The organism is Planktotalea sp. (assembly GCF_018607995.1).
GTDB lineage: Bacteria > Pseudomonadota > Alphaproteobacteria > Rhodobacterales > Rhodobacteraceae > Planktotalea.
The window spans coordinates 312,596-336,868 of record NZ_JABBAL010000015.1 but is presented as its reverse complement, the minus strand read 5'-3'; the positions used below and the strand labels follow the sequence as shown (position 1 = coordinate 336,868).

Genomic DNA, 24,273 nt, shown 5'->3' with positions numbered 1-24,273 from the left:
ATGCACCTGATCCTTCCTGCGCCCGAAAACCTTATTCTTCCGGCGCAGGATATATTTGATCAAACCGCACTGTTGGCCACGATTGAAACCGATCTCAAAGATCTTCGCAGCGCGATGGATATTCGCAAAGCTGTGGTCGGCCACCTGAATGCGGCCCGTGATACTGGCATGGCTCTGATTGCTGATGAACTGCGCGCTTCACCGCTTGCGGCGCGCCCAATGACACGGTCCTATACCTATCTCACGGATTGCTTGGTGAACGTCGCATTCACTGTAGCAACCCAAATTTTACATCCGCTGCCTAATCCAACTGAGCAAGAACGTATCGCCATCATTGCCGTCGGCGGCTACGGACGCGGTGAAATGGCACCGCAATCAGACGTCGATTTGTTGGTTATCACGCCCTACAAAGTCACCCCTTGGGCCGAGAGTGTGATTGAATCCATGCTCTACATCCTTTGGGATTTGCGCTTGAAAGTCGGGCATGCTAGCCGCACAATCAAAGACTGCGTGCGTCTCGGAACAGAAGATTTCACCGTCCGCACAGCCATGTTGGAACATCGCTATCTGATTGGCGATGCTGTTCTTGCCAAAGAGCTGGAAAATCGCCTTTGGGAGGATCTTTTCACGGGTTCTTCACGCGAATTCATCGAAGCTAAGCTCGAAGAACGCGAAATCCGTCACAACAAACAAGGCGGGCAGCGCTATATCGTTGAGCCGAATGTAAAAGAGGGCAAGGGCGGTTTGCGCGATCTGCAATCACTGTTCTGGATCGCGAAATATGTGCACGGTGTGCAAGATGTGGCAGATCTCGTCTCCGTGGGCGTTTTTACAGATGACGATATCAAGGCATTTGATGAGGCCGAAAGCTTTCTTTGGGCCGTGCGGGGCCATTTGCATTTGATCGCACGTCGCCCGATGGAACAACTAACCTTTGATCTGCAAGTCGAAGTCGCCGCACAAATGGGCTACGCGGATTCGCACGGTAGGCGTGCTGTCGAAATTTTCATGCAAGACTTCTTTCGCCATGCGACATCCGTTGGCGATCTGACCCGCATTTTCCTCACTAAACTTGAAGCGATGCATGCCAAAAGCGAACCCTTGCTTGAGCGTATTTTCCGTCGCAGGCCTAAACTGAAGTCAGGCTATATCGTCGTACATGGTCGTTTATCACTGACTAATCCAGACACTTTTCTCAGCGACAAACTGAATATTCTGCGCCTTTTTGAGGAGGGTTTGCGCACGGGTATGCTGATCCATCCGGATGCGATGCTGTTGGTGAAAGCGAACCTGCATCTAATCGACGATGCAATGCGCAACGATCCAGAAGCGCGGCGGATCTTTCTTGATCTGATGCTGAAACACGGCAACCCCGAACGCTCATTGCGTCGAATGAACGAGCTTGGGGTGTTGGGCGCGTTCATCCCCGAATTCGAAGTCATTGTCGCAATGATGCAGTTCAATATGTATCACCACTACACAGTCGATGAGCACACGATCCAATGCATTCGCAATCTGTTTGAGATTGAACAAGGCGATCTTGAGGAAGAGCTTCCGATTTCCACGGAAATTCTGACCAAAGATATAAATCGCAAGGTCCTTTATGTCGCCATGCTCCTGCATGATATCGGCAAAGGTCGCCAGGAAGATCACTCAATCTTGGGCGCGCAGATAGCGCGTAAGGTCGCGCCGCGCTTAGGTCTGAGCAAGAGCGAAACCGAAACGGTCGAATGGTTGGTGCGCTACCACCTGCTGATGTCGGATATGGCGCAGAAACGCGACATCGCCGATCCGCGCACGGTGCGCGACTTTGCAAAAGCCGTTAAAGATGTGCGGCGGTTGGACTTGCTCACCGTGCTCACGGTCTGTGACATTCGCGGTGTTGGCCCAGACACTTGGAACAATTGGAAAGCGGTGCTGATCCGCGCGCTCTATCGTCAGACGCGGCACGCCTTAGAGAATGGCCTTGAAGCACTGAACCGTGAACAACGAGGCACTGACGCAAAACGCGCGCTGCGCGAAGCGCTGGCGGATTGGCCGAAGAAAGATATCAAGGCAGAAACATCACGGCACTACCCGCCCTATTGGCAAGGCTTTCACATCACCGCACATGTCATTTTCGCCAAGCTTTTGCGTGATATCGAAGACGACAAGATCGCGATTGATATTCACCCAGATGAGGATCGCGATGCCACGCGCGTCTGCTTTGCTTTGGCAGATCATCCTGGCATCTTCTCACGTCTTTCCGGTGCCTTGGCGCTTGTTGGTGCGAACGTTGTTGATGCGCGCACGTTTACGTCAAACGATGGCTACGCGACAGCAGCCTTCTGGATTCAAGATGGCGATGATGGTCCCTATGAGAAGGCGCGCATTCCGCGGCTTCGGAAAATGATCGAGAAAACGCTCAGCGGTGAAGTCGTCGCCGCCGAGGCCATAAGAGATCGCGATAAAATCAAAAAGCGCGAGCGCGCGTTTCGCGTGCCTACGCATATCACGTTTGATAACGAAGGCTCTGAAATCTATACGATTATCGAGGTCGATACCCGGGATCGCCCTGGTCTACTGCATGATTTGACCCGCTGCTTGGCAAACATGAACGTCTACATTTCCTCCGCCGTGATCGCGACTTACGGTGAACAGGTTGTGGATACGTTTTATGTGAAAGATATGTTTGGTTTGAAGTATCACGCGGCAAGCAAGCAGAGAACTTTGGAAAAGAAAATGCGCGAAGCAATTTCAAAAGGCGCGGAACGGGCGAAAACCGCATGAGCAAAAATCGAATAATCGCGGGTGTCTTTACGGTTGGGGTATGGACCCTTTTAAGCCGCGTGATGGGGTTTGTACGCGACGCGTTAATCCTATCTTACCTTGGCACAGGTCCCGCGTATCAAGCATTCGTCGTCGCCTTCCGCCTCCCCAACATGTTTCGGCGTTTCTTTGCAGAAGGCGCGTTCAACCTCGCGTTTGTGCCCATGTTCGCAAAGCGATTGGAAGCGGATGATCAGCCTAACGCCTTCGCCAATGAGGCGTTCTCTGGCCTTGCGAGCGTTTTGATCGCCCTCACGATCATCGCACAGATCTCTATGCCCTGGCTTGTTTACGCTTTGGCAAGCGGCTTCGCGGGCACCGAAACCTTCGAACTCTCTGTGATCTTTGGGCGTATCGCGTTTCCCTATATATTATTTATCTCGCTTGCAGCACTGGCCTCTGGTGTTCTTAATGCAGCGGGCCGCTTTGCCGCCGCAGCGGCTGCGCCTGTTTTGCTGAATGTCCTGTTGGTCAGCGCAATCCTATGCGCCGCCTATGCTGGCTTTGATGTTGCGTTTGCTTTGATCTGGATGATCCCGTTAGCGGGGTTCGCACAACTGATGCTGGTTTGGAACACTGCGCGCCGCGCTGGGATAACGCTGCGCCTGCAACGCCCGCGCTTTACGCCAGATATGAAGCACCTCGTGAAAATCGCCGTACCTGCGGCCATGGCGGGCGGTGTGATGCAGATCAATCTCCTCGTGGGCCAGCAAGTCGCTAGCTATTTTGATCGCGCTGTCGGGTGGCTGTTTGTCGCAGATCGCCTGTATCAACTGCCTTTAGGTGTGGTCGGCATCGCTGTCGGCATTGTCTTATTGCCCGACCTGTCACGCCGCCTTCAAGCGGGGGATGAAGCCGGTGTGAAAGACGCGTTTTCGCGCGCTACAGAAATCTCGCTCGCTTTGACCATCCCTGCCTCTGTCGCGCTGATGGTGATCGCCTTGCCGCTTGTTTCTGTTTTGTTTGAGCGAGGCGCTTTGACGTCAGATGATAGCGCCGCCATTGCAGTCGCGGTCACAATCTACGGGTTCGGCCTTCCCGCGTTTGTCCTGCAAAAGACCTTACAACCGCTGTTTTATGCGCGCGAAGATACCAAATCTCCCTTCCGCTATGCGCTTATTGCAATGGCAGTCAATGCGCTTCTGGCCTTCGGCCTTGCGCCCTATATCGGCTGGCTTGCCCCCGCGATCGCGACGACATTTGCGGGCTGGGTCATGGTCTTGTGTCTTGCGCTGGGCACACGCCCCATGGGCGATGTCGCGCGCTTTGACGCCCAACTGAAGCGCCGGATCTGGCGGACTTGTGCAGCCTCAGCCGCCATGGGCACGATCTTGTGGAGCGCCAGCGCCTCCATGTCGACCTTCCTAGGGATGGCGGGTTGGCGCTACCTCGCGCTCGCCATTCTCGTCGGGATCGGCATGTTAAGCTACTTCGCGATCGCCCATCTAACTGGTGCAATTCGCTTGTCCGAACTGAAAGGTGCGATACGCAGAGTGCGTTAATCCCGCCGTATCATATCCCGCAAACGCGCAAAGCCACCGGGGCTGACAACAAACGACATCGCAAAACCGGTGGCGAACCCAAAGACGTCAGCGAGCCAATCGTTCTGCACGTCAAAAAACACACCAAAGATCAGCTGAATTCCCATCAAAAACCCGATCAGCGAGAAAGCACGCACCTGTTGTGCCCCCATCTCTCCCAGCCTCAGCCAAAGCAGATAGGTGAACGCACCAATCAAGCCATAAACTCCCGGGAACCCGCCGATCAGCGGTGCTTGTTCATCTAAGATAAGCGCATAAGCCAGCGCACCGATAACGCCAGAGACAATGAAAACGCTTAATGTGGCAAAGCCCGAGAAGACTTCGCCCACCATCTTGCCCAGCGCCAAAAGCATGACGCAGACGAACAGCGCGTGGGTGAAGCTGCCATGCACAAATAGATAGCTGATAAAACGGATCAGATGATCCACGGGCCATTGGTTGTTCGCCAGCATCCAGTCAAAAATCGGCCCCGAGAACGCGTAAGTCTGAAGCGCATCCAAACGCTGGCCAAGCCCTCCCGGCCCACCAATAATGCCGCGCCCCGCCAAAGTCAGCATGGCTTCAATCCCAATGATCATCAAAAATAGGGCCACCACAACGGGTGGCAAAGGATTCACAGGAGAGATAATTTCCGGTGTTTCATTGTGATCTTCGGACATGGGGGCCTGCCTGCTTTGCTTGACGTGTCTTGCCCCCATGGGTAGATCAGCCGAACCTAACAATCCAGATGGAGATTTATTATGACAGAGGTGGTCCACACACCCCGTGTCTTTTCAGGCATACAGCCCTCGGGCGGCCTAACCCTTGGCAACTACCTTGGCGCGATCAAGCGCTTTGTAGACATGCAAGAAAGCGGTATCGAGACGCTCTACTGCATGGTTGATCTCCACGCTATTACCGTCTGGCAAGACCCCGCCGATCTGCGCCACAATACGCGCGAATTGGCCGCCGGCTACATCGCGGCGGGCCTCGATCCGGCGAAATCCATTTTGTTTAATCAATCGCAAGTCAGCGCCCATGCCGAACTTGGCTGGATCTTTAATTGCGTCGCCCGCATGGGGTGGATGAAACGCATGACCCAGTTCAAAGACAAGGCGGGCAAGAACGCTGAAAACGCCTCATTGGGTCTATTTGGCTACCCTGCCCTTATGGCGGCTGACATATTGATTTATCATTCGACCCATGTTCCAGTTGGCGAAGATCAGAAGCAGCACCTTGAGCTGACACGCGATGTCGCAACCAAATTCAACCATGATTTCGGCGTAGATTTCTTTCCGATCACCGAACCCGTGATTGAAGGCGCAGCGACGCGTGTGATGAGCTTGCGTGACGGTTCAAAAAAGATGTCAAAGTCTGACCCGTCCGATGCGAGCCGTATCAACATGACGGATGATGCTGAAACGATCGCTAAAAAGATACGCAAGGCAAAAACCGATCCAGATGCGCTTCCTTCAGAGGCAGATGGCCTGAAAGAACGCCCCGAAGCGCGCAACTTGGTGAACATTTTTGCGGCTTTAAACGACCAAAGTGTCGATGCAGTGCTTACAGATGTTGGTGGCAAGCAGTTCTCTGAATTCAAGCCAATGCTTGTGGATCTCGCTGTTGAAAAGCTCTCGTCGATCAGTACAGAAATGGCACGCCTGATGAATGATCCTGCGGAGATTGATCGCATTTTGGGTGAGGGATCAAACCGCGCACGCGCAATCGCCAATCCCATCTTGCAAAAAACTTATGATATCGTTGGCATGATCCGCTCTTAAGCACTCCGTCTTAGCGGCAATCACAAAGGCGCAGCTTCGGTTGCGCCCTTTCTCAATCATTCATTATTCGCCAAACGCTAGACAAGTAATTTTCACGGTTCCGACATTTTCCACAGACATGTTAGAACGGTCAAGGTGAGCAGGTTTGTCTTTATTTTTAGACAACAGCAAAAGAGTAACTAGTGCCAGTATTTTCGAATTTAGCCTACTCAAACACAGATCTAGGCCGCCCCGCATGTTCTATTTCGACAGGAACATTCACTGTCGCCAGTGCAGGCGCAATAATAAACGTGCTCGATAACGATAGCGTGTTTGATGACGAAAGCACAGGGGGCGGACAAGCAGTAGACAGCAGCCAACAGGTGCTCGATTCCGCCTTTGACGGCAGCTACGTTGCAGGCCGATTCGTGCGCTCGGCCTTTCAATATAATGTTGTGACAAATAACACGAAAGGCGACACTGGCACGGCCTAATTGATCCACATTTACACGGGGAGCAATCCCGATCCCCTGGCGGCCAAGACTGCCCCTACTACAACACCTTTGACATCCCCGTTTCCTTGGGTGACTCGATCACGTTGTCATAGGGCAATTTTATTGGACAGGTGGATTATTCCGATCTTGTTGTGTGCTTCACATCCGGCACTGAGATTCTGACAAAACGGGGCAAACAACCCATCGAAAACCTGCGCGTCGGTGACATGATTGTAACCCGCGACAATGGCTTGCAACAACTCAAATGGATCGGCCCGAAAACTGTGCCCGCTGAAGGCTAAGCTACGCCAATTTGTATTTCAGCTGGCACGCTTGGCAATTCGAGCGATCTATTGATATCTCCCAATCACCGCATGCTGATTAGTGCCGCTTCAAGTGATTTGCTCTTTGGACTACAGGAAGTTCTCATCGACGCAAAGCATCTGCTGGGCACCCCCGGCATCTATGAGCAAAGCGGCGGCGAGGTCACCTACATACATCTGCTGTTTGATCGCCACAAAATCGTCTTCGCCAACGACGTCCCAAGCGAAAGCTTTTTTCCTGGTGAGCCAGCGCTGATCGTTCTTGAAGACGCAGTGCGCAATGAAGTTCTTTCGCTATAACCAGAGCTGAAAAATCGCACCAATTCAAACTTCGCCTCGACCGCACGGCTTTGCATTAGCCACGCGGAAGCGCTTCTGCTTGTCAACACCCTGTAATGATATCTAGCGCTTCTTCGGTCCTAAAACACCTCGGGGGGGGGGCCATCTTTGATGGACGGGGCAGCGCCCCAAATCTCATAAACTTTGGTTTGCGCAACACACTCCTTTTGACCAACGCCGAAACCCATTGCACCGCTCGCCCCCTTGCGCCATCATCTTCCCTAGCCTGCAAGGAGCAAAGACATGCGTAAATTTCTGGTAGTTCTCGATGATAGCCGTGAATGCTTGAACGCGATGCGCTTTGCCGCAATGCGCGCTGCTAATACAGGCGGTGGTGTGGAGATCCTGTCAGTCATTCCACCAGATGAATTTAACCACTGGATCGGCGTTGGCGACATCATGCGCGAAGAAACCCGCGAACGGATCCATGCTCACTTCGAGGTCTTTGCGAAGTGGATGCGGGACAAGCAAAACATCGACCCGGAACTGGTCATCCGCGAAGGCGACCCAGTCGAACAAATCTTGGCCCAATGCAATGACGATGCAGAGGTGGGCGTATTGGTCCTTGGTGCCAGCTCTGACAAAAAGGGCCCCGGTCCATTGGTAACACAACTGACCAAGAATTCTGGCAATTTGGATATACCAATCACAATTGTCCCAGGCGAACTAAGCAAAGAACGCCTCGAAGCAATCACATAACGCATGACACAGCATGTTTCAGCCGTGGCTTTGGTCGTGCCTGACTAAGACGTCGCACTCAATTTTACGTGGGCATTCTTGCCTTTGACTCGATCGAAGACACACACCTCAGCAACACCAAGCGTTGGGTTTTGATCGCGCCTAAAAATGCACAAACGCGACTGTTGCTTGCAAAAGCAGATGGACCAGAGCAAGTCGCGGCAATCGGCAATCAAACCGGAGGACGGGTTGGTTTTTTTCTGCATACCAATACGTTCGATGAGGATTTTGAAAGAATGACTGCCGCAGGGGTGCAGTTCGAAGAAAGTCCGCACAAAGAACCCTACGGTCAGGTTGCTGTTTTTCAGGATCCGTTTGGCAATCGTTGGGACTTGCTCCAACTCAGTAGCTAGTTTAGAATTATTCTAAACATTGACAAAGTGCTGCGCGCTTCACATATTTAGCGCACCCTTCCGGAGAGATGCATATGTTCATTCAAACAGAATCCACGCCAAACCCAGCCACGTTGAAATTCCTGCCCGGACAAACCGTGCTGGAGATGGGCACAGCCGATTTCCCAAGCGCTGTTGGCGCAGACGTCTCCCCACTGGCCGCACGTATTTTTGCGGTAGAGGGTGTAACGGGCGTGTTCTTTGGCACGGACTTTGTCACAGTCACCAAAGCAGACGCGGTTGAATGGGATCACATCAAACCCGCACTCCTCGGCGCGATTATGGAGCACTTCCAATCCGGCACTGCCGTGATGGCAGGCGATATGGCACAACCGAACTCTGGTCATGCCGAGCATACAGGCGAAGATGGCGAAATTGTCGTTCAAATCAAAGAACTGCTCGATAGCCGCGTGCGCCCCGCTGTGGCGCAAGATGGCGGTGACATCACATTCCACGGCTTTGAGCGCGGCATCGTTTATCTACATATGCAGGGCGCTTGCGCGGGGTGCCCTTCGTCTACTTTGACGCTGAAAATGGGTATCGAAAACCTATTGCGCCATTATATCCCCGAAGTCAGCGAAGTGCGCCCTGTCGCGGTATAAAGAATGAGTGATCAAGGCATCACTGAGCGGTGTTATTGCGGCACTGTTTCAATGAGCACGACGAGGCCGCCGATCACGGTGGCCTTTAGTCATTGCTCTGACTGTCGGCGTTGGACAGGAAATCCTGCGCCTACATTTGCGGCGTTTGACCCCAAGGATTTAAGCGCAGAGCCTGCTCTTGATGCACCTGTCATTACTAACCCTGGCGTAGAGCGTTGGAACTGCAAACATTACGGGTCCCCGCTTGCGGCTACGTTCGAATATATTCCAGATCAAACCTATACCCCTCTTGGCTTGATCGATCAGGCGGATCAACTGCCCGCTGAAATCCATTGTTTCAGCAAAAAGCAACTGCCTGGGCTGCATATCATGGACGATGCTACTCGCGGAATCGGTAGTACGTGCGATGCGCTGATCGGGACTGCCGAATGATCGTTCTTGGCTTTGACACCAGCGCTGCACATGTCGCAGCGGCGCTTTGGCGGGGTGGCAAGCTCCTTGCAGAGCAACGCGAAGAGATGTCGCGCGGGCAAGCGGAGCGGTTGATGGTGATGTTGGAAGATATGCTCGTGGAGCAAAACTTAAAATGGAGTGATCTTGACGCGATCGGTGTTGGTGTCGGTCCCGGTAATTTCACCGGAATCCGCGTGTCGGTGAGTGCTGCACGTGGGCTGGCCCTTGGGCTTGATATCCAGGCGATTGGCGTGAACCAGTTTGATGTGATCAAGACTGCGCTTGGGGGACATGGCCTCCCAAGTGTGTCGGCCCCACAGGACAAGGTTTATGTGCAAGAGGGCGACAAGGCTCCACGTTTGATGGATTTGAATGACGCGCGCACGCTTGGGCGGCCTTTGCTTTTTGAACCAGAAGAGTTCAACCCTGCACCAACAATTGCGCAGATTGCAGCAGATCGCATCGAGGAAACAAATGCACGCCCTGCGCCGCTCTACATCAAATCAGCGGATGCAGCACCAGCGCGGGATGCGCCGCCTCGGATCATTCAATGACACCACAAGAGATGGCCACATTGCACGCGAAAGTCAGTGACACCCCGTGGAATACACGCAGCTTTGAAGCACAGCTCGCCCAGCGCGGCGCGTTGTTCGCAGCCCAACCCCATGCTTTCGCACTTGGGTCCGTGACCTTGGACGAAGCCGAGTTGTTGCAAATCGCCACCGATCCCACTCATCAACGCATGGGGCATGCGCGCGCGATACTTGATCAGTTCGAAACGCTTGCCCGTAACGCGAAATGCACTCGGCTTTTGTTAGAGGTGGCCTTGCACAACAGCCCTGCTATCGCGCTTTATACCAACACAGGCTGGTTGCGGGACGGAGTACGTGCAAATTATTACCGCCTTAAAAACGGGCAACGTGCTGATGCAGTGCTCATGTCGAAAAGCATCTAACTTCAGATACTTCAGGCCAGAGTTCACTGACGTAAAGTCAAGACGAACCTTGGCATGCCACTCCGTAAAAACATTAAGAATCGGTTGACCCCGCCCGTCCTGTGCGCCCTAATCCTGCAATGAGCGCGCGATCAATCGCGCACGGTGTGAATGGACGTATGTCCATCTCTATACCCTTACACTAAAACAACTGGGAGACTTCAATGTCTGTAATGCACAAAATTCTTGGTGGCGCAGCCGCACTGGCGATGACAGCTGGCGCATTGGCCGCAGAGCCTGCGATGATCTTCGATCTTGGTGGCAAGTTCGATAAATCCTTCAACGAGTCTGCTTTCTCTGGAGCACAGCGCTGGGCAGAAGAGACAGGCGGTACATTCCGCGAGATCGAACTTCAGTCCGAAGCTCAGCGTGAGCAAGCCCTGCGACGTTTTGCGGAAGCGGGCTCAAACCCGATCGTCATGACTGGCTTCGCCTTTGGCAACGTTTTGGCCGAAGTTGCACCTGATTATCCGGACACGAAGTTCGCGATCATCGACATGGTCGTTGATCAGCCAAATGTCCGCTCCGTTGTCTTTAACGAGCACGAAGGTTCCTACCTTGTTGGTATGATGGCAGCGATGGCGTCCAAATCCAACACAGTTGGCTTCATCGGCGGCATGGACATCCCGCTGATCCGCAAATTCGCATGTGGCTATGCGCAAGGCGTGAAAGCCACGAACGCAGACGCGACAGTTGTAGCCAACATGACAGGCACGACGCCTGCGGCTTGGAATGACCCGGTAAAAGGCTCTGAGCTGACGAAAGCACAGATCAGCCAAGGCGCAGACGTTGTCTATGCAGCAGCTGGTGGCACAGGCGTAGGTGTTCTTCAGACAGCAGCGGACGAGGGCATCTTGTCTGTTGGCGTTGATAGCAACCAGAACTATCTGCACCCAGGCAAAGTTCTGACATCCATGATGAAGCGCGTTGATAACGCTGTGTATCAGGCCATGAAAGACGGCCCTGAGATGGAAACAGGCTTCAACGTAATGGGCATCGCAAATGGTGGTATCGGCTACGCGATGGATGAGAACAACGCTGAGTTGGTCTCTGCCGACATGCAGAAAATGGTTGATGACGCAGCCGCGAAGATCTCGTCAGGTGAGCTGATGGTTCATGACTACATGTCCGACGACAGCTGCCCAGCGCTGAGCTTCTAAGACCTGGGTCCTTACTAACGAAAAGGCCGCGCACAATGGTGGCGCGGCCTTTTTGATTTATAATTTTCTTTGGGAGAGATCAGATGAGCGACAGCATGACCACATTTTTCGATGCTTGGGGCATGATCGACGACGCGCCACGTGTGGAAGCGATCAGCGCTGCATTCAAAAGCGATGATAAGTATGCAGACCCACGCTCTCCCGATGCTTTACGAGGCCCAGCAGCTATTGCAAGCTACGTTTGCAATTTCAGCGCAGGCGCGCCTAATTGGACGGCAAAGGTGGTGAACCTCAGCACAATCGGCACCTCGCATGGCGCGGCAGTAGCAACTGGCGGTATGGAGCCAGATGGCAAAGAAATGTTGCAACACAGCCAATATTTTGCGGACATGGACGGCGACAAAATCACGCTCATGGTCGGTATTGGAGAGCCTGAATAATGACAGTCTCCCCCGCCATTGAACTCAAAGGGATCTCCAAAGCGTTTGGCCCAGTACAAGCGAACAAAGATATCTCTATCCGCGTGATGCCGGGCACAATCCATGGGATTATTGGCGAAAATGGAGCAGGTAAATCGACGCTGATGTCTATTTTATATGGCTTTTACAAAGCCGACAAAGGCGAGATTTTTATTGGCGGCACGCAGACATCTATTCCCGACAGCCAAGCCGCGATCGCTGCGGGCATTGGCATGGTGTTCCAGCACTTCAAGCTAGTGGAAAATTTCACGGTACTTGAGAATATCATTCTGGGCGCAGAAGATGGTGCGATGCTCCATCCATCCTTGGCGAAAGCGCGTCAATCGTTGACGGATCTGGCGGCAGAGTATGGTTTGGACGTTGATCCTGATGCGGTTGTCGAAAACCTGAGCGTTGGGCATCAACAGCGCGTTGAAATTCTCAAAGCGCTCTATCGTCAGGCCGATATTCTGATATTGGACGAACCAACAGGCGTGTTGACCCCTGCTGAAGCGGATCAACTGTTTCGCATTCTGAACCGTTTGCGTGAAGAGGGTAAAACGATCATCTTGATTACCCACAAGCTACGCGAAATCATGGATACAACGGATACCGTTAGCGTTATGCGTCGCGGTGAAATGACGGCGACGGTGAAGACCTCAGACACCTCTCCCGCTGGATTGGCAGAGTTGATGGTCGGGCGTAAGGTCTTGTTGCAAGTGGATAAAGTCCCTGCGACCCCGAAAGAAACAGTGCTTGAAGTCGAGAACCTGCGCGTTGTCGATGAAAAGGGTATTGAGCGTTTGAAAGGGATTTCGCTGGACGTAAAAGCGGGCGAAATTCTCGGCATCGCAGGTGTTGCTGGCAACGGTCAGTCTGAATTACTCGAAGTGCTCGGCGGCATCACATCAGGCACAGGTATGATTTGTGTGAACGGGCAAGATATCGACCTGACGGGGAAATACTCCAACGGACAATCCCGCCGTGCACGCGGCATTGCGCATGTGCCAGAGGATCGTCAGCGCGAAGGTTTAATCATGGACTATATGGCGTGGGAGAACACAGCGTTCGGATATCACCACGACCCGGCCTATCAATCCGGCATCTTGATGAATAACGCGGCGATCCGTGCGGACACGGAAGAGAAAATGGAGCGCTTTGATGTGCGTCCACCGAATCCGAGGCTCGCTGCCAAGAACTTCTCAGGCGGCAATCAGCAAAAAATCGTCCTGGCGCGGGAGATTGAACGCAATCCTGATTTACTGCTCGTAGGCCAACCCACGCGCGGCGTCGATATTGGGGCGATTGAGTTTATCCACCAACAAATTGTCGCTTTGCGAGATCAGGGTAAGGCGATCTTGCTAGTGTCTGTTGAGCTAGACGAAATTTTCGCTCTCTCGGATCGTATCGCGGTGATGTTCGACGGACAGCTTATGGGTTTCCGTGATCCTGCAAAAACAGATGAAAAAGAGCTGGGCCTGATGATGGCTGGCGTCGTTGAAGAAGAGGCAGCATAATGGAAAAGATGCCAACATGGGCCGACGCGGTCCTCGTCCCACTTATCTCGCTGTTGCTCGCGGCTATTCTTTCAGCGCTTGTGATCATTGGCATCGGTGAGGACCCCGTGGCGGCGGTCAAGCTCATGGTGCAAGGCTCTTTGGGCAGCACATATGGCTGGGGTTACACGCTTTATTACGCGACGAACTTCATGTTCACAGGACTCGCTGTCGCCGTTGCCTTCCATGCACGCATGTTTAACATCGGCGGTGAAGGTCAAGCGATGCTGGGCGGGCTAGGTGTGGCTGTTGTTTGCCTTTACATGCCTTGGCCACATTGGTCATTGGCCCTGATTTTCGCGACCTTGTCATCCGCTGTGTTTGGCGCTGCTTGGGCGTTCCTACCTGCGTATTTACAAGCGAAACGCGGCAGTCACATTGTGATCACGACAATTATGTTCAACTTCATCGCCGCGGCTTTGCTCAATTATCTCCTCGTCAACGTTATGCGCCCCAAAGGATCAATGGACCCAGCAACCGCGAAGTTTCCTGAAACGACGCATCTACCGACGCTGCACGATATCCTAGAACCTTTCGGCATCGCATTCTCCAAAGCAGCCCCAGCGAATGTGTCGCTGATCGTTGCAATCACCGCCTGTGTCGCGGTCTACTTCCTAATCTGGCGCACGCGTTTGGGCTATGAAATCCGCGCTTTCGGACACTCAGAATCAGGTGCGAAATACGCAGGCATCAGCCCTGTGAAAATCACAGTTGTCGCGATGCTTATTTCAGGTGGCCTCGCTGGTATGATGGCGATCAACAATGTCATGGGCGAAGGCGAGCGCCTAATCATGAACTCGACAGAAGGCGCAGGTTTCATCGGTATCGCTGTCGCACTAATGGGGCGTTCACATCCCTTCGGAGTATTCCTTGCGGCGATCTTGTTCGGCTTCCTCTACCAAGGCGGGGCAGAGTTGGCGCTTTGGACGACCATCCCACGCGAATTGATCGTGGTGATCCAAGCGCTGGTGATTCTCTTCACAGGCGCGCTTGATAATATGGTTCGTATGCCGCTTGAAAAACTCTTCCTGTTGTTTCGTAAGGGAGATGCATGATGGACTTTCTTACAATCATCCAAGTGCTCGACAGCACTGTGCGCCTCGCTACACCGCTTTTGTTGGCATGCCTTGCTGGCTTGTACTCTGAACGTGCGGGTATCTTCGACATCGGGCTTGAGGGCAAAATGCTCGCCGCAGCTTTCTTTTCTGCTGCGATTGCGGCGATGACAGGCTCTGTTTGGCTCGGGCTTCTTGCGGGTATTGCCGCGTCGCTCGTTCTGTCTGGCGTGCATGGTCTCGCCTCCATCACATTCCGTGGCAATCAGTTGATTTCCGGGGTCGCAATCAATTTCCTTGCGGCTGGCATGACGGTCCTCATCGCACAGAGTTGGTTTAAACAAGGCGGGCGCACGCCCTCTCTTATTGGCGGAGGTCGTTTCAACCCGATTGAATTGCCTTTCGCAGAAACGCTCAGCACCGTTCCGATCCTTGGCCCAATATATTCAGAGCTGATTTCAGGCCATTCCATCCTTGTCTATGTCGCTTTCGCCGCTGTGCCTGCTACCTGGTGGCTGCTCTACCGAACACGGTTCGGCCTGCGTCTCCGTGCTGTCGGCGAGAACCCTGCCGCGGTTGATACGGCCGGTGTCTCTGTCGTTGGCCTGCGCTTTGCCGCTGTTGCGATTTGCGGCGTTCTTTGCGGTATTGCGGGTGCCTACCTCGCCACAGGTTTGCAAGCTGGGTTTGTTAAGGAAATGACCGCTGGTCGTGGCTTTATCGCGCTAGCTGCGCTCATTTTCGCCAAATGGCGACCTTGGTATGCACTGAGTGCTTGCCTGTTGTTTGGTTTCTTACAAGCCATCGCGCTGCGCTATCAAAATATCGATCTCGGCGCATTCACGGTACCTGTACAGGTGATGGATGCGCTTCCCTACATCCTAACGGTAGTCATCCTCGCAGGCTTTGTAGGTAAAGCCGTTCCGCCGCGTGCGGGGGGTGAGCCGTATGTTAAAGAGCGTTAGGGTAAGTCCAGTTCTGCGATCCATATCAGTCCTGTGGTCGCAGAGGGGGCGCGCTGACTTGCATAAGACGCCCGCATGGGTTTAAGGAAGCCCATGCAAATATACCTCCCCATCGCCGAAGTTTCGGTTAACGCTTTTCTTCTTTTGGGGCTGGGCGGCATTGTGGGAATCCTATCAGGTATGTTTGGCGTTGGTGGCGGCTTTTTGATGACGCCGCTGTTGTTCTTTATCGGCATTCCCCCTGCTGTCGCGGTTGCGACGGAAGCGAACCAGATTGTTGCTTCCTCGTTCTCCGGTGTTCTTGCACATGTGAAGCGAAAATCTGTTGATTTCAGGATGGGAACGGTTCTACTGATAGGCGGCCTTGTGGGCGCAGCTTTAGGTGTTCTTGTCTTCAACTATCTAAAGAGCATGGGCCAAGTCGATCTGCTTGTGAAGCTATGCTACGTACTGTTCCTTGGCATCATAGGCGCGCTCATGTTTGTCGAAAGCCTGAACGCGATCCGCAGATCCAAAAAACCCGGAAGTGCGCCCAAGCGCAAGCAGCGTGGCTGGATTCACGCATTGCCGTTCAAGATGCGTTTTCGCACGTCGGGTCTTTATATTTCAGTTATTCCGCCACTAATCGTCGGCGTTTGCGTGGGCATTCTTGCAGCAATCATGGGTGTTGGTGGTGGCTTCATCATGGTGCCCGCAATGATTTATCTGCTGGGCATGCCAACCAAAGTGGTTGTCGGCACATCCCTCTTCCAAATTATCTTCGTGACTGCCTTCACAACGCTCTTGCACGCCACAACCAACTTCACGGTGGACATGGTCCTTGCGGTTCTATTGCTGGTCGGCGGCGTATTTGGTGCGCAGATTGGAACGCGGATCGGCACCAAGCTTAAGGCTGAACAGCTGCGCATTCTACTTGCAATTATGGTACTCACGGTGTGCGGCAAGCTCGCCTTCGATCTTCTTGTGATGCCATCAGAACTATATTCGCTTGGCGCGACGGGGGGGCACTGATGTTGCGCTGGCTCGCCATTCTCGTTGCCCTCGCCATGCCCGCATCCGCGGAAGAGGTTGTGCTTGGCATGTCCCAAGACAAAGTCGCGATCACAGCAAATTTTGATGGCTCGGAAATCCTGATCTTTGGCGCGGTGAAACGTGAAGAAGCGATCCCCGAGGGCGATCCTTTGCAAGTGATCGTTGCAATCCAAGGTCCATCAGAGCCGATTACCGTGCGCCGTAAAGAAAAGCGTTTTGGGATCTGGGTGAATACGCAATCTGTGGACGTTGACGCCGCCCCGAGCTTTTACGCTGTCGCCACAAGCGCACCGTTCGACGAGGTCCTCGGCTCGACCGAGGACCTGCGCTATAAGATCTCGATCCCAAGCGCGATCCGCTCTGTGGGTGCACCAATGACTGTGCAGGATTCCCAAAGCTTTACTGATGCGGTGATCCGCGTGCGCAAGGCCAACAGCCTGTTTCAGCTGAATGAAGGCAGCGTCGAGTTTTCGCAGGACACCCTGTTCAAAACGTCGATTGCGATGCCTGCGAACCTGACTGAGGGCGCATATCGCACGCGCATTTATTTGACCCGATCCGGCGTCGTTGTTTCAGAGTATGAGACGGAAATCGACGTGCGCAAAGTAGGCTTGGAACGTTGGCTTTACACGTTGTCGCGTCAACAACCTTTGATCTATGGGTTGCTGTCCCTTGCCATCGCAATTTTCTCGGGTTGGGCTGCCTCGGCGATCTTTACGGGTTTGCGCCGCGGCTAACCAATCATCCGTCGTTAGAATGGGTTTCAGCTCTCTTCGCTTTCCAAGGTCAGTGTTGCCGCCGGTGTGGCGCGCAAATCATCTACCTGCAACAGACCTGAAGGGCGCGACAAGCGGTTGCGCGTCACCCAGATAAGCCGCTCTTGTGCACGGGTGATGGCAACATAAGCAAGACGCTTCCAAAGCGGTTGGCCGGCTTCGACCCGCCCCATGTGCGCCGCAACAAATAGATCCGGCGAAAACACTTGCACCGTATCCCACTGACTTCCTTGCGCTTTATGAATGGTAACAGCGGCACCATGTAAGAAGGTCGCACCCATGCGGGCCGCAAACGGGATGAACGGTTCCTCTTCATCGGGCATTTCGATTTTCACGATTGATGCTGCCGAGACTTGCGGGTCTTCAGCGCCCATCACGTGCAAACGCGAAAATCCAGGCTTGCGACCGGGTCCAAGGTAGATGACCTGCGCCCCTTTAATCAGGCCGCGTGCTTCCAGATCGAGACGCTTTTTGCGGTGCTTCAATGGGAGTTCGATACCATCACAAATTAACGGTTCCCCCTCAAGAAGCGCGTCAGACGGTGCGCCGTGCACGGAGCGGAACGCGTTGATCAACCTGATCCGCGTCGCATTGCGCCAGACGAGAACAGGGGAGCGCGCCATCAAATCAACTTCGACGCGCAGACCCCAAACAACGCGCTCATCTTTCTGCGCGGCCTCTTCAACCATCTTTTCAAACGACTGAAAATCCAGCTGCGGGTCCGCCAAAGCATGAGCAAGATCAAGAATCGGATTGTCCGCATCTTGGCGATGAATTCGGCTAAGCTCCAATTTGCGCGGACCACTCAGCCCATCAAACACCATCGCACCCGATTGATTGACAGGCGCAAGCTGAGCAGGGTCGCCGAACAAAACCAAGGTCGGAAAAATCTCTTTCAAATCATTGAATTGCTTTTCATCGAGCATTGAGGATTCATCGACAAACCCAATATCAAGCGGATCTTCACGACGTTTCCAGCCTGTGATGAAGTCAGATCCGCGCAAACCTGCTGTCGCCAATGCGCCAGGGACAGACTTATTGAGCTGGTAAAACTCCATCGCGCGATCAAGCGCTTCGTCTGTAAGTCCATCAATGCTGGGACGTTCACCATTACCCGCAAGCCATTCGGCAACTTTTTCATATTCTGGATCATATACGGGGGTGTAGAGAATGCGGTGGATGGTCGTCGCTGGCACGCCACGCATCCGCAAAACAAATGCGGCTTTGTTTGTGGGTGCGAGGATCGCAAGCGTGCGCTTGTCTTTCTTTTTGCGGCTCTCAAATTCGCCGGACACAATGCCAACGCCAGCCACTTCAAGCGCTTTGTAAAGTTCGGCCAAAAGTAACGTTTTCCCAGAACCCGCCTTACCGATCAGAGCCATTACGCTTTGCTCTGGACCTTGCGGGGGCATGAGCAGCGAGTCCTCTAGATCGATGCCCGCAGAACGCAGCATATCTGTCACCGCATCAAAAGCGGCAGCCTGGTCGTCAGAGAGGGTAACGGATGGAAGCGACATGAGGCTCAAACTATCTGCACCCCATGCAAAGTGCCAGCGCTGGTTTGTTTAACTCGAGCGAATTCTGATACTTTTGGGGCGTCTGATCCGAAGGCCCACTCGCACCAGAGCTTTGAAAGTGCGGCAGAAATTCCTGCTTTTTGAGCGACAAGCAAACGCGCTTCATCGGTGAAAAACCACAGTCCGACGCTAATTTTCTCGCGACCGTCACCTGTGCTGCCCAGCACCTCGAGGCTTGCCCCTATCATGTAATAGATGCGCACATCAAACACACCAAAAAATGCTTCACCCCAAAGTTCTCCATGACCTCGCCCCCAGCCAGCATTAAGGCTGCGGCTGTGCGCGGCTCTGTGTTGCGTGCAAGACAAAATCGGGTGAATTCCCAGATGAATGGACTGCGCACATCACCGCTACCAAGGATCTCAGAGAAGTGTTCATTCACCATTGTACGCCCCGTGCTGGGCAGTAACCGCATCGAGCCACCCTGCGTACCATCCGCTTTTTGATAGATCACATAGAGAGGGTTGTGGCTGTCGTATTCATCTCGCTCATAGCCATTGTCTTCAAGCATCACATCCCAACCAAGCCGTGTTTTGAATTGATCCACACAGTCGAGAAACATGGTTTCTTTCAACAAGGGCGCTGTCTTAAGTTCATCTTCATACAAGTATCTGATCATTGCCGCACTCCACACAAAATTGATGTGGCCGCTTGCGACTAATGATTTTAGGGTATGTGAACAGGCCGCGCGGTAGCTTAAAGCTTACACAACGATCAGCCCACGGCTCATCGCGCGCGCGACCGAGTGGGTCGTATTGATTGCTCCCAATTTGAAGTGGGCAGATTCAATGTAGACTCGCAACGTGTGCTCCGAGATCTCCATCTTGTCGGCTGCTTTCGCGCGGTTGAAGCCCATAGCGAGAAATGTCATCGCGTCCGTTTGACGTGGCGACAGCGTTGTTGAGGCTTTAGGAACGCGATCAGGTTCAAACTCCAAAGCTTTCTGGTTGAAAAATGCGCGAGCAGGATCAACTGGTGGAGTGCTCATTTTTGAAGGTTTGCCAATCCTCATCAGAGCAATGATGTGACGCCATGAAAAACGCGTATTGCCCGTTCGGCCCCGTCATCGGGATAGAGAAGCCTTGATGGCCAACCCAATATTCCATCGCTTCCGCGCGAAAACCGCACGCCGCTTTTGATGACCAATCGAGACGTTTCCAATCAATAGGATGAAACCTTTGATAGCACCCCAAAATTACCAGATCGATGCGGAGGTATTCTTTCTCCAAATATCGTTCAACCCAAGCAGGTGAATATGTGCCGCACCCGTATTGGTCCCCTTGGCTATACACTTGGTGATAGACCATATGGTCGATCTTGCAGGCCTCACACAGCTTGACGATAGCCGTCTGCGGGTCTTGAAGCCCGGAAGCGCGTTCCAACTCGGCCAGACTGCGGTCAACGTCCGCGGTGTTCAGTTTTTGAGCCCAGGATTGGCCTTTTGTTCAATGCATCAAGTTCTGCGGACGCCACGCGATGTGTGCAATCAAGCTCGTTCTCCAAGGCTTTAAGGCCGTTCATAGATGTAAAAGTTTTCAAGTCCGTCAGAACGTCAAGTATCCAAGTGTTGTTCATAATGACTCTCGTTATTAGATGTTAATGAATAGTTGACTCAACCTTAACATGAGTCGGTTAATGAGTAGTATTCACGGAAAATACTCCCCAGAAGTAGCGAGGGAGAGAAATGCAACCTATTGAGAATGCTTGGAACACCACTGAAACGTGAAACGCCCGCGATCAAAAACCTGATTCACGGGCGCTTTGGTTTCCAATTTGTAAACAGCCAAAGCCTATTTAGCAGATAGAGCATCCTCAAATGTACGCAGACCCGTCTTTGGCGCTTGCACGAGAACCGACATATTGCCCGGTTTGTGTTCGTTGCGCAGCATTTTCATGTGAGCTTCGGGAAGATCATTCCATTCGAACACTTCAGACATGCATGGATCAAGACGACGTTCTAGCATCAACTGGTTCGCAGCGGAGGCCTGCTTGAGATGTGCAAAGTGGCTGCCCTGAAGACGCTTCTGATGCATCCACATATAGCGTACGTCAAACGTCAGGTTAAAGCCGGATGTGCCCGCGCAGATGACAACCATGCCACCCTTCTTCACCACAAACGTGGAGACAGGGAAGGTCGCTTCGCCCGGGTGTTCGAACACCATGTCGACGTTGTTTCCTTTACCTGTGATGTCCCAGATCGCCTTGCCAAATCTGCGCGCTTCTTTGAACCAATCTGCATATTTGGGCGTGTTCACCGTTGGCAGTTGACCCCAGCAGTTGAAATCCTTGCGGTTCAACACGCCTTTGGCACCCAAGCCCATAACAAAGTCGCGCTTAGATTCATCTGAGATCACGCCAATCGCATTTGCGCCAGCCGTATTAATCAACTGGATTGCATAGGATCCAAGACCACCAGATGCGCCCCAAACAAGAACGTTTTGGCCCGGCTTCAAGTCATGCGGCTCATGCCCAAATAGCATCCGGTACGCAGTCGCGAGGGTGAGCGTATAACACGCCGCTTCTTCCCACGTCAGATGCTTAGGACGGTGCATTAGTTGCTGCGCCTGCACGTTCGTGAACTGCGCGAACGAGCCGTCAGGCGTTTCATAACCCCAAATACGCTGACTTGGCGAATACATCGGATCGCCGCCATTGCAATGCTCATCATCACCATCGTCTTGGTTGCAGTGGATAACGACTTCATCGCCAACTTTCCAACGCTTGACTTTGTCACCGACGGCCCAAATGATGCCAGATGCATCAGAACCCGCTATGTGGAAGGGTTTACCATGACCATCAAACGGTGAAATCGGCTGACCCAAAGAGGCCCAAACACCATTGTAATTCACGCCCGCGGCCATCACGAGAACAAGCACTTCATGGCTATCAAGTACGGGAACATCGACCACTTCCTGCTGCATTGCTGTATCAGGCTCACCATGGCGTTCGCGGCGGATCGCCCATGTATACATCTTCTTCGGGACATATCCGAGCGGGGGCATTTCGCCTATTTCATACAGGTCCTTCTCCGGCGCATCATACGCCACAATCCCAGTCTCTGTGTTCAAAGCCATGGTGCCCTCCTCAATACAGTGCTGCGGCGCAAAATCGCCGTATCACGAACTGAGTTAGAGATTTTCACGCAACAATGCAACTAAAGAAAGTCAATTTAAGTAATTTTATAACCCAGCAACCGCAGCATTTATGCTGCAGACGCAAACTACCGTTTCAAGTGCGCAATGGAGTTGGCATAATAGCGCAACGCAAAACGCTGCTTCTCATCAACGACAATCATATCGCCTTCTGTTCGTAAAATGCGGCGTTCACTCAGGTGCTTGAGCGCAATTTCAACAGCATAACTAATCTCACCACGCGGCATATGAATATGCACGCTATTCAACTTGCTCAGCTCAACATCCAAAAGCGCTGGCAATTCATCGCATTTCACGCTTTCGCGGTCGCGCATCACGGAGGCCAGCAAGGGTACAGGAACGACAGGGACGATATCCGCGATCCTTTGCATTAGTTCTGTCGCCAATTGCTCCGCATCCGGCGCACCGTGGGTCTGAACATGAGCGCTAAGCGAAACAGCGGGACCGAAACTGACCGCAGCATATCCGAAACGATGAAAGCGTCCGCTTATGCGCAGCCAAAGCTGTTTGACGAAAAACCCGGTCACGACACCAATGCGCGCACGAAACCGACGCGTACCCGCCGCATCCGCAGCCATCAGAATGCGATCTTCGAGTACCCTGTCATAATTCAAAGCGACGGGAACGAATAGAACATCGCGGTCGCCATCGGCGTAACCATCAGTGATATATTTGAGCAAGCCCAGTTTAGGCGGTGCTAATTTCCCATCCAGGGATAGCCCACCCTCAGGAAACATCGCTTGGGTGACCCCGGCTTGCGTTGCCAGATGCACATAGCGCGCCAAAACCCGTCGATAGAGGTCCCCGCGTGATTTGCGGCGGATAAAGTAGGCACCCATTGCCTTGATCAAACGGCTTAGCGGCCAAACCCGCGCCCATTCCCCAACTGCGTAAGCAAGCGCAGAGCGCTCAGCCGCCAAATAAGTGACCAAAACATAATCCATGTTGGAGCGGTGGTTCATCACGAAAACAACCGTTGCATCTTTGTCGAGCGCGCTTAGCCCAGCGTCATCATGATAGCCCAAGCGCACACGATAAAGCGCATTGCTCATCCCACGTGCAATTCGGATCGCGATGCCAAAATACGCGGTCGCACTAAAGGAGGGGACGATCTCGCGGGCATATTTGCGCGCTTGCTCGAACGCTACGTTTTCAGGAACGCTGTTGCGCCTTGCGTGATCTGCAATCGCTTGGCTTACCTCAGGATCATAGATCAGGCGTTGGATCATATCGTAACGCCGCGCCAATTTGAATGGTTCAATCGGGCGTTCTAGACGTTCGTTCACACGCTTTACGACGCGCTCCATCCGGCGGCGAAAGAACCAACGCACAGACGGGAACAAAAAATGGGATGCAAAGGTAACCACTGCGAAAAACAGGATCAAAATAAAGAGCCAAATCGGCAGTTCAACAGTTTGCATCATCCGCGGACCCTTGCAGCAAGGGCCCCGAGGGTAAATATGTTTCTTATCAGCACGCATAGGATATCTCGAAAATGTCGAGCTTTCGCATCACTCAAGGGTTCACAGACGCCGAGCGTCCCATCGTCGCAGCACTGTTTTGGGAAGACTTCGGTGCAAAACTATCCATTGGCCTCAGCCCCGAGGCAAAAGCGCTGAAGTTTCTAGCACACGTCGCTGAGCCGCGCTTTGCGCGCGTGATGCCAATGGGACCCTTTTGGGGCGTCGTTGGTTTTAAAACGAGTAAAGGCGCGGTGATTTTGATGACCAGCACGCGGTGTTCGGTACAATGGGTGCCATATGGAGCACTGCATTACTGTCATTGCTGGAACGCAATTTAAAAGCGAAACCCAGTTGATGGATGGCATCTTCGTCACACAGAATGCGCGTGGTATGGGGCTTGGCCGCGCACTGCTGCAGGCGATCAAGACCAAAGCTGACCAGCGAAACTGTAGCGACGTGCGTCTCGATGTAATTGATAACAATCCACGTGCACGCGCACTGTATGAACGCGAAGGCTTTATCGCTGGCAAAGTACAGACGCTTGGTCCGCTCAAACATCTCTTCGGGTTTTCAAGTGCAACTGAAATGCGCTTTACGCTGCACTCGCATTCTTGAGAATGCCGCAACGCGGCGAATTGACAGTTGCGTAAAATTCC

At 53.1% G+C, this 24,273-nt stretch carries 25 protein-coding genes and 2 pseudogenes; 20 read left to right on the top strand and 7 right to left on the bottom strand.

What is annotated here, in order from left to right:
* Together QZ280_RS05740 and murJ are read left to right on the top strand one after the other, a co-directional pair.
* Window positions 1-2,769 (top strand): [protein-PII] uridylyltransferase, encoded by a 2,769-nt coding sequence (locus QZ280_RS05740; protein WP_293441611.1) that lies wholly within the window; start codon window positions 1-3, stop codon window positions 2,767-2,769.
* Complete coding sequence (gene murJ, locus QZ280_RS05735) at window positions 2,766-4,310, top strand: murein biosynthesis integral membrane protein MurJ (RefSeq protein ID WP_293441610.1); 1,545 nt, start codon at window positions 2,766-2,768, stop codon at window positions 4,308-4,310. Before QZ280_RS05740 ends, murJ begins: the two co-directional genes overlap by 4 nt.
* Here the strand turns inward: murJ and QZ280_RS05730 are convergent.
* On the bottom strand, window positions 4,307-5,008 hold the full coding sequence (locus QZ280_RS05730) for a rhomboid family intramembrane serine protease (protein WP_293441609.1): 702 nt from the start codon (window positions 5,006-5,008) through the stop codon (window positions 4,307-4,309). The genes murJ and QZ280_RS05730 overlap by 4 nt on opposite strands.
* A gap of 81 nt (window positions 5,009-5,089) precedes the next feature.
* Here QZ280_RS05730 and trpS point away from each other — a divergent pair, with 81 nt between their 5' ends.
* The 16 genes and pseudogenes from trpS to QZ280_RS05650 all read left to right on the top strand — a co-directional run bounded on the left by trpS (window position 5,090) and on the right by QZ280_RS05650 (window position 17,386).
* On the top strand, window positions 5,090-6,109 hold the full coding sequence (gene trpS, locus QZ280_RS05725; RefSeq protein ID WP_293441608.1) for a tryptophan--tRNA ligase: 1,020 nt from the start codon (window positions 5,090-5,092) through the stop codon (window positions 6,107-6,109).
* A gap of 182 nt (window positions 6,110-6,291) precedes the next feature.
* Window positions 6,292-6,582 carry a hypothetical protein gene (locus tag QZ280_RS05720; RefSeq protein ID WP_293441607.1) on the top strand — a complete coding sequence of 97 codons (291 nt, stop codon included), beginning with the start codon at window positions 6,292-6,294 and terminating at the stop codon, window positions 6,580-6,582.
* 131 nt (window positions 6,583-6,713) lie between these two features.
* A pseudogene (locus tag QZ280_RS05715) lies at window positions 6,714-7,205 on the top strand (Hint domain-containing protein).
* 282 nt (window positions 7,206-7,487) lie between these two features.
* Complete coding sequence (locus QZ280_RS05710; protein WP_293441606.1) at window positions 7,488-7,943, top strand: universal stress protein; 456 nt, start codon at window positions 7,488-7,490, stop codon at window positions 7,941-7,943.
* A gap of 68 nt (window positions 7,944-8,011) precedes the next feature.
* Window positions 8,012-8,335, top strand: a complete 324-nt coding sequence (locus QZ280_RS05705) for a VOC family protein (RefSeq protein ID WP_365734269.1) — start codon at window positions 8,012-8,014, stop codon at window positions 8,333-8,335.
* Window positions 8,336-8,409: 74 nt separating this feature from the next.
* On the top strand, window positions 8,410-8,976 hold the full coding sequence (locus QZ280_RS05700) for a NifU family protein (protein WP_293441605.1): 567 nt from the start codon (window positions 8,410-8,412) through the stop codon (window positions 8,974-8,976).
* A 3-nt stretch (window positions 8,977-8,979) separates the two neighbouring features.
* Window positions 8,980-9,408 carry a GFA family protein gene (locus QZ280_RS05695; RefSeq protein WP_293441604.1) on the top strand — a complete coding sequence of 143 codons (429 nt, stop codon included), beginning with the start codon at window positions 8,980-8,982 and terminating at the stop codon, window positions 9,406-9,408.
* Complete coding sequence (gene tsaB, locus QZ280_RS05690) at window positions 9,405-9,983, top strand: tRNA (adenosine(37)-N6)-threonylcarbamoyltransferase complex dimerization subunit type 1 TsaB (RefSeq protein WP_293441603.1); 579 nt, start codon at window positions 9,405-9,407, stop codon at window positions 9,981-9,983. Before QZ280_RS05695 ends, tsaB begins: the two co-directional genes overlap by 4 nt.
* Entirely contained in the window at window positions 9,980-10,384 is a 405-nt protein-coding gene (locus tag QZ280_RS05685) for a GNAT family N-acetyltransferase (RefSeq protein ID WP_293441602.1), read from the top strand. The genes tsaB and QZ280_RS05685 overlap by 4 nt, the downstream gene beginning before the upstream one ends.
* A gap of 203 nt (window positions 10,385-10,587) precedes the next feature.
* A complete protein-coding gene (locus QZ280_RS05680) occupies window positions 10,588-11,583 on the top strand; it encodes a BMP family ABC transporter substrate-binding protein (RefSeq protein WP_293441601.1) in 996 nt (331 codons plus the stop codon).
* An 83-nt stretch (window positions 11,584-11,666) separates the two neighbouring features.
* Window positions 11,667-12,023 (top strand): molecular chaperone GroEL, encoded by a 357-nt coding sequence (locus tag QZ280_RS05675; protein WP_293441600.1) that lies wholly within the window; start codon window positions 11,667-11,669, stop codon window positions 12,021-12,023.
* The gene (locus QZ280_RS05670; RefSeq protein ID WP_293441599.1) at window positions 12,023-13,558 is read left to right on the top strand and encodes an ABC transporter ATP-binding protein; all 1,536 of its coding nucleotides are present in this window, start codon (window positions 12,023-12,025) and stop codon (window positions 13,556-13,558) included. The genes QZ280_RS05675 and QZ280_RS05670 overlap by 1 nt, the downstream gene beginning before the upstream one ends.
* On the top strand, window positions 13,558-14,652 hold the full coding sequence (locus QZ280_RS05665; RefSeq protein ID WP_293441598.1) for an ABC transporter permease: 1,095 nt from the start codon (window positions 13,558-13,560) through the stop codon (window positions 14,650-14,652). The genes QZ280_RS05670 and QZ280_RS05665 overlap by 1 nt, the downstream gene beginning before the upstream one ends.
* Window positions 14,652-15,617 carry an ABC transporter permease gene (locus tag QZ280_RS05660; protein WP_293441597.1) on the top strand — a complete coding sequence of 322 codons (966 nt, stop codon included), beginning with the start codon at window positions 14,652-14,654 and terminating at the stop codon, window positions 15,615-15,617. Before QZ280_RS05665 ends, QZ280_RS05660 begins: the two co-directional genes overlap by 1 nt.
* A gap of 93 nt (window positions 15,618-15,710) precedes the next feature.
* The gene (locus tag QZ280_RS05655; RefSeq protein WP_293441596.1) at window positions 15,711-16,628 is read left to right on the top strand and encodes a sulfite exporter TauE/SafE family protein; all 918 of its coding nucleotides are present in this window, start codon (window positions 15,711-15,713) and stop codon (window positions 16,626-16,628) included.
* On the top strand, window positions 16,628-17,386 hold the full coding sequence (locus QZ280_RS05650) for a TIGR02186 family protein (RefSeq protein WP_293441595.1): 759 nt from the start codon (window positions 16,628-16,630) through the stop codon (window positions 17,384-17,386). Before QZ280_RS05655 ends, QZ280_RS05650 begins: the two co-directional genes overlap by 1 nt.
* A gap of 26 nt (window positions 17,387-17,412) precedes the next feature.
* On the opposite strand, the gene QZ280_RS05645 is transcribed toward QZ280_RS05650, so the two are convergent.
* From QZ280_RS05645 to QZ280_RS05625, 6 genes and pseudogenes are all read right to left on the bottom strand, one after another.
* Window positions 17,413-18,942: an AAA family ATPase gene (locus tag QZ280_RS05645; protein WP_293441594.1), complete on the bottom strand. Its 1,530-nt coding sequence runs from the start codon at window positions 18,940-18,942 to the stop codon at window positions 17,413-17,415.
* A gap of 5 nt (window positions 18,943-18,947) precedes the next feature.
* Window positions 18,948-19,621, bottom strand: a pseudogene (locus tag QZ280_RS05640) (acyl-homoserine-lactone synthase).
* Between the two features lie 84 nt (window positions 19,622-19,705).
* Window positions 19,706-19,990, bottom strand: a complete 285-nt coding sequence (locus tag QZ280_RS16275) for a helix-turn-helix transcriptional regulator (protein ID WP_365734265.1) — start codon at window positions 19,988-19,990, stop codon at window positions 19,706-19,708.
* Window positions 19,971-20,309 (bottom strand): autoinducer binding domain-containing protein, encoded by a 339-nt coding sequence (locus QZ280_RS16270; protein WP_365734264.1) that lies wholly within the window; start codon window positions 20,307-20,309, stop codon window positions 19,971-19,973. Before QZ280_RS16270 ends, QZ280_RS16275 begins: the two co-directional genes overlap by 20 nt.
* 483 nt (window positions 20,310-20,792) lie before the next feature.
* Complete coding sequence (ccrA, locus tag QZ280_RS05630; protein WP_293441593.1) at window positions 20,793-22,076, bottom strand: crotonyl-CoA carboxylase/reductase; 1,284 nt, start codon at window positions 22,074-22,076, stop codon at window positions 20,793-20,795.
* 146 nt (window positions 22,077-22,222) lie between these two features.
* Window positions 22,223-23,578, bottom strand: a complete 1,356-nt coding sequence (locus QZ280_RS05625; RefSeq protein ID WP_293441592.1) for a 1-acyl-sn-glycerol-3-phosphate acyltransferase — start codon at window positions 23,576-23,578, stop codon at window positions 22,223-22,225.
* Between the two features lie 71 nt (window positions 23,579-23,649).
* Here QZ280_RS05625 and QZ280_RS05620 point away from each other — a divergent pair, with 71 nt between their 5' ends.
* Window positions 23,650-23,955: a hypothetical protein gene (locus tag QZ280_RS05620; RefSeq protein WP_293441591.1), complete on the top strand. Its 306-nt coding sequence runs from the start codon at window positions 23,650-23,652 to the stop codon at window positions 23,953-23,955.
* A gap of 16 nt (window positions 23,956-23,971) precedes the next feature.
* The gene (locus QZ280_RS05615; RefSeq protein ID WP_293441695.1) at window positions 23,972-24,232 is read left to right on the top strand and encodes a GNAT family N-acetyltransferase; all 261 of its coding nucleotides are present in this window, start codon (window positions 23,972-23,974) and stop codon (window positions 24,230-24,232) included.
* Window positions 24,233-24,273 lie beyond the last annotated feature (41 nt).